We start from the raw sequence: 4,144 nt of genomic DNA, 5'->3' as shown, positions 1-4,144 counted from the left end.
GACCTCGCCGGTGTTGAGCCGCGCGAACGTCTTGCGGGTGGCGTTGCTGCCGACGATCTGTTTGACGAACGCCCCGGTTTCCTTGGTGGGGCGAATGGTCACGATGCCGATGTTGCCGCCGCTGGAGCCGATGTGCGGGCCGTCGGCTTCGGACGAACCTTGGGTGACGAAGATCTGGTCGATGTTTTCCGGGTCGCCCAGCAGGTTGGAGTACAGCGCGTAGTTGCCGGAGTCGTTGATCGGCATGCCGTCCACCGACATCCCCACCTGGTCGGAGTTGAGCCCGCGCATGGTGAAGCGAAAGCCCGACAGCCCGGTGTTGTCTTCGCTGGAGATGTTCAGGCCCGGGGTGTACTTGAGCTTGTCGATCGCGTTGCCGGTGGCGGTCTGTTTATCCAGCGCTTCCTTGGTCACCGTGGAGCGGCCCTTGATGCTTTCTTCCTGCACCATGTAGCCGCCACCTGCGGTGGCCTTGCCCTGAACCCCGATGGTGCCGACATCGCTGTCGGGGGTGTCTGCCATGACCATTCCATGGCCCATGCTCGCGGCAACGAGTGCCAGATGAATCCGTGTGAACCTCATCACTGTCGTCCTGGTGTCGGTGCTTATTGCACGCTGTAGTTGAAGGTGGCGGTGAAGCGCTGCTCATTGCGCCCCCCGAAGGCTTGCTCGGGGAACGGCTTGACTTGCTTGATGCGACGCAAGCTGTTGGTGGCGGCCCGGTTGAGCAACATGCTCGATGCCTGGGTTTGCAGGCCGGAATCCAGAACACGACCCTGGCGGTCAACCAGCAACCACACCACGACCTCCCCGGTGGGGCGTTCGAGGGATGCCTGGCGGCCGGTGGGGTATTGCTTGTAAGTGTCCAACTCGTTGCGCAGCCCCTTGAGGTAACCGCCCTCAAGGGCCTGGCCGTCGACCTTGGGGGGCGCCGGTGGCGCGGGCGGTGCTGGTGTCGGGGCGACGACGGCTTGTACCGGCTTGGCCGCGACCGGCGGGGCAGGCGTTGGCGCAGGCGTCGGTTTTGCCGCCACGACGGGTTTGGGGACCGGTTTGGGCTTGGGCTCAGGTTTTGGCACGGGCTTGGGCGGCGGCGGTGCGGGTTCGGCCTCTTCCTCCTCGATGACTGGCGGTGGCGGCTCTTGTTCCACCACGGGCTCGGGGATCACTTCCGGCTCGGGTTCGACCAGCGCCAATTCGACCGCCGACTCGTCGTAAACGGGTTCGACCTTCAACGTCTGTGACTGGATGCCCATTGCAATCAGCACCAGGGCGATCAGGGCCGGGACACTGCCCAGCAGCTGCCGCGCACGAAACAAGACGTACATGATCAGGACTTGCGCGTGGCAATGGACACGGAGGTAAAGCCACCCAGACGCAGGGTGTCCATCACCTCCACCAGGCGCGAAACCTCGACGCCTTTGTCACTGTTGACGATGATCGTCGACTTGGTGTCCGGCTTTTCGGCCGCCTTCAGCGCCGGTACCAGTGCATCGACCGAAAGGTCCTTGCCGTCGAGTTGCAACTGGCCTCCCAGGCCCAGGGTCAGGATGAATTTGTTCTGCGGTTTGAGCTGTTGCGAACTGCTGGCGCTGGGCAATTGAGTCTTCATGCCGAGTGCCGGAATCACGTTCAAACTCACCAGTACAAAAAACACCAGGAGGAACATCATCACGTCGATCATCGGGATCAATTCGATGTGCGCCTTGCGTTTCTTGGGTTCGTCCCAGGTTCTCATTCCGTTGCCCCGTTATTGAATTAGGGGCGACACGCTAACAACCAAAAATGACCGATTGGTTAACTTTAATTTACGGTTTGAAGGCTCTAGGACGAGTCTTGCAGTCGCTTCTCCTTGCATTTTCATGACGTAGTGAAATTGACACAAAGTGCGTACATGCTTGAAGAATTTACCTTCAAGGCCACTTCATATGCCGACTGCATTGCCTCGATTGAGCACATCGCGACTGCTATTGCGGGCGCTGGAAAGCGACCAGGCCGAGGCGCTTTTCACCCTCGCCAACGGGCCGAAAATTGCTGACAACACGGCCAATATTCCATCGCCCTATACCCTGGAAACGGCGCAGACATTTATTGCCTCGGTCGCAGAAAAATACCGCGCCGGCGAGTTGCTCAACCTGGGCATGCATCTGCGTGAAAGCGCTGAGTTGGTCGGCATTGTCAGCCTGCGCCTGAATGCACGTCATCACTATGGTCACCTCGGAGGCTGGGTGGCGGCGCACGCTCGCAACCAGGGGTATGCCGCAGAGGCGGCGAGCGCGATCATGGACTTCGGCTTCACCGAGTTGGGGTTGCAGCGCGTGGGCAGCCAATGTTTCGGGCGCAACAAGGAATCGGCGCGGGTCATGGAAAAAATTGGCCTGCGGTTTGAGGGCTGCATGCGCCAGGCATTTCTCAAGAATGGCGTGTACGAGGATTTGCTCGGGTTCGCCACCGTGCGCGAAGACTGGGAGCGCCGGCTGTGAGCGACGCAGTGGACCCTGGCCGGCGCCGCGTACTCAGCGGGTTGGCGGTTGCCACGGCGTTTTCAATCCTCAGCCCGTTCGCGCGCAGTGCCGGCATCGATTATCCGTTTACCCTGGGCGTGGCCTCGGGCGACCCGTTGCCCGACGGCTTTGTGATCTGGACGCGCCTGGCGCCGTTGTTCAATGCCGCCGATGGGCGCGGAGGGTTGAGCCGTGCGGTGCCGGTGCGTTGGCGGGTGGCCAGCGATGCGGCGATGACGCGCATCGTTCGGCAGGGCGAGGTGACGGCGACCGAGCGCTTCGCCCATTCGGTGCATGTGGAGGTTGCGGGGCTGGACGCGGGCAGGCCGTATTGGTACCAGTTCGAAGGCTTGGGAGCACAGAGCCCGGTGGGCCAGGCGCGAACGACACCGCCCGCGCAGGCCATGGCGTCGGCGCGGTTGGGGTTTGTGTCCTGCTCGCATTGGGAGCGCGGGTACTTCAGCGCCTATCGGCACCTCGCGGCTGAGCAGCCTGACCTGGTGTTTTTTCTCGGTGACTACATCTACGACAGTTCCTACGCACCCGCGTCGGGCAAGATCATCCGCCCTCACGGCAGCGGCAATGCGGTGAGCCTGAGTGACTACCGCAACCGTTATGCCCTGTACAAAACCGACCCGGACTTGCAGGCCTTGCACGCCGCAGCGCCCAGCGTGGCGACCTGGGACGATCACGAAGTGCAGAACGACTACGCCAACCGCTGGTCCCAGGACCCCAAGGTTCCAGTGGCGCAGTTTCTCCAGCAGCGGGCAGCGGCCTATCAGGCGTTTTATGAGCACATGCCACTGCGCGCCAGCAGCCTGCCGAAGGGCGCGGACATGCGAATTTACCGGCGCCTGGACTACGGCCGACTGGCGCGATTCCATGTGTTGGACGGCCGCCAATACCGCTCCGAGCAACCGTGCATTCTGGCCAATGGCAGCCACCAGGGGCATATCGCCGCCAACACTTGCACCGACTTGCGCGACCCCAATCGCACGATGCTCGGCTGGGCACAGGAGGCTTGGCTCGATCGTGGGTTTGCCGAGTCCGGGGCGCAGTGGAATGTGATCGCCCAGGACCTGCTGGTGGCGCCGTTGACCCAGCGTGACCTGACCAGCCACAAGCCGGGGCGCTGGACCGATGGTTGGGACGGTTACATGGCCAATCGCTCACGGATGTTGGCGTCCATTGAGCGCCATAAGGTCAGCAACCCGGTGTTCTGGGGCGGCGATATCCACTCGTTCTGGACCACCGACCTGCACGCCGATGCCAATAACCCGGATTCGCCCGTCGTTGCCACTGAGTTCGTGGGCAGCTCGGTGACGTCCGACGGGCCGCCCTTTGAGGCATTTACTCAGATCCTGCCGTTGAACCCGCATGTGAAGTTTTTTGACAGCCGCCAGCGCGGTTATGTGTCGGTGGAGCTGGAGGCGCAGAAGATGCTGACGAACTTTCGGGTGATTACTGATCCACGTGACCCGTTGGCCACGGTCTCCACCCTCAAGTCGTTTGTGGTGGAGCCGGGGCGGGCGGGCGCGATCAAGGTTTAACGCGGGTTGCGCTGAAGCGCCATGTTGGGCGCTTACTGTGGTGATCGGGCTTTTTGTGGTGAGCGGGCTTGCCCCGCGCTGGGCTGCGAA

General features: G+C 62.2%; 5 protein-coding genes. 2 read left to right on the top strand and 3 right to left on the bottom strand.

Translation table 11 applies throughout. The features are described 5' to 3' along the window. The 3 genes from WBB95_RS21475 to WBB95_RS21465 all read right to left on the bottom strand — a co-directional run. The coding region (locus WBB95_RS21475; protein ID WP_424489401.1) for a TonB-dependent receptor plug domain-containing protein at positions 1–582 on the bottom strand (582 nt) is incomplete at its 3' end. 23 nt (positions 583–605) lie between these two features. Next, positions 606–1,328: an energy transducer TonB family protein gene (locus WBB95_RS21470; protein ID WP_424489400.1), complete on the bottom strand. Its 723-nt coding sequence runs from the start codon at positions 1,326–1,328 to the stop codon at positions 606–608. Between the two features lie 2 nt (positions 1,329–1,330). After that, positions 1,331–1,738: an ExbD/TolR family protein gene (locus WBB95_RS21465; RefSeq protein ID WP_424489399.1), complete on the bottom strand. Its 408-nt coding sequence runs from the start codon at positions 1,736–1,738 to the stop codon at positions 1,331–1,333. A gap of 190 nt (positions 1,739–1,928) precedes the next feature. Between WBB95_RS21465 and WBB95_RS21460 the strand changes: the two genes are divergently transcribed. Both WBB95_RS21460 and WBB95_RS21455 read left to right on the top strand, forming a co-directional pair. Continuing rightward, positions 1,929–2,483: a GNAT family N-acetyltransferase gene (locus tag WBB95_RS21460; protein WP_424489398.1), complete on the top strand. Its 555-nt coding sequence runs from the start codon at positions 1,929–1,931 to the stop codon at positions 2,481–2,483. Then, positions 2,480–4,054, top strand: coding sequence for an alkaline phosphatase D family protein (locus WBB95_RS21455; RefSeq protein ID WP_424489397.1), 1,575 nt, complete (start codon positions 2,480–2,482; stop codon positions 4,052–4,054). The genes WBB95_RS21460 and WBB95_RS21455 overlap by 4 nt, the downstream gene beginning before the upstream one ends. Positions 4,055–4,144: the final 90 nt, after the last annotated feature.

The sequence above is a fragment of the Pseudomonas sp. genome, assembly GCF_049645325.1.
Lineage (GTDB): Bacteria > Pseudomonadota > Gammaproteobacteria > Pseudomonadales > Pseudomonadaceae > Aquipseudomonas.
Note: the sequence above shows the minus strand (reverse complement) of the source record. Positions and strands in the feature narration are given on the sequence as shown.

Excerpts from the sequence above, each read along its gene's own strand:
- WBB95_RS21470 (WP_424489400.1), bottom strand. The coding sequence starts at position 1,328 with ATGTACGTCTTGTTTCGTGCGCGGCAGCTGCTGGGCAGTGTCCCGGCC.
- WBB95_RS21465 (WP_424489399.1), bottom strand. The coding sequence starts at position 1,738 with ATGAGAACCTGGGACGAACCCAAGAAACGCAAGGCGCACATCGAATTG.
- WBB95_RS21460 (WP_424489398.1), top strand. The coding sequence starts at position 1,929 with ATGCCGACTGCATTGCCTCGATTGAGCACATCGCGACTGCTATTGCGG.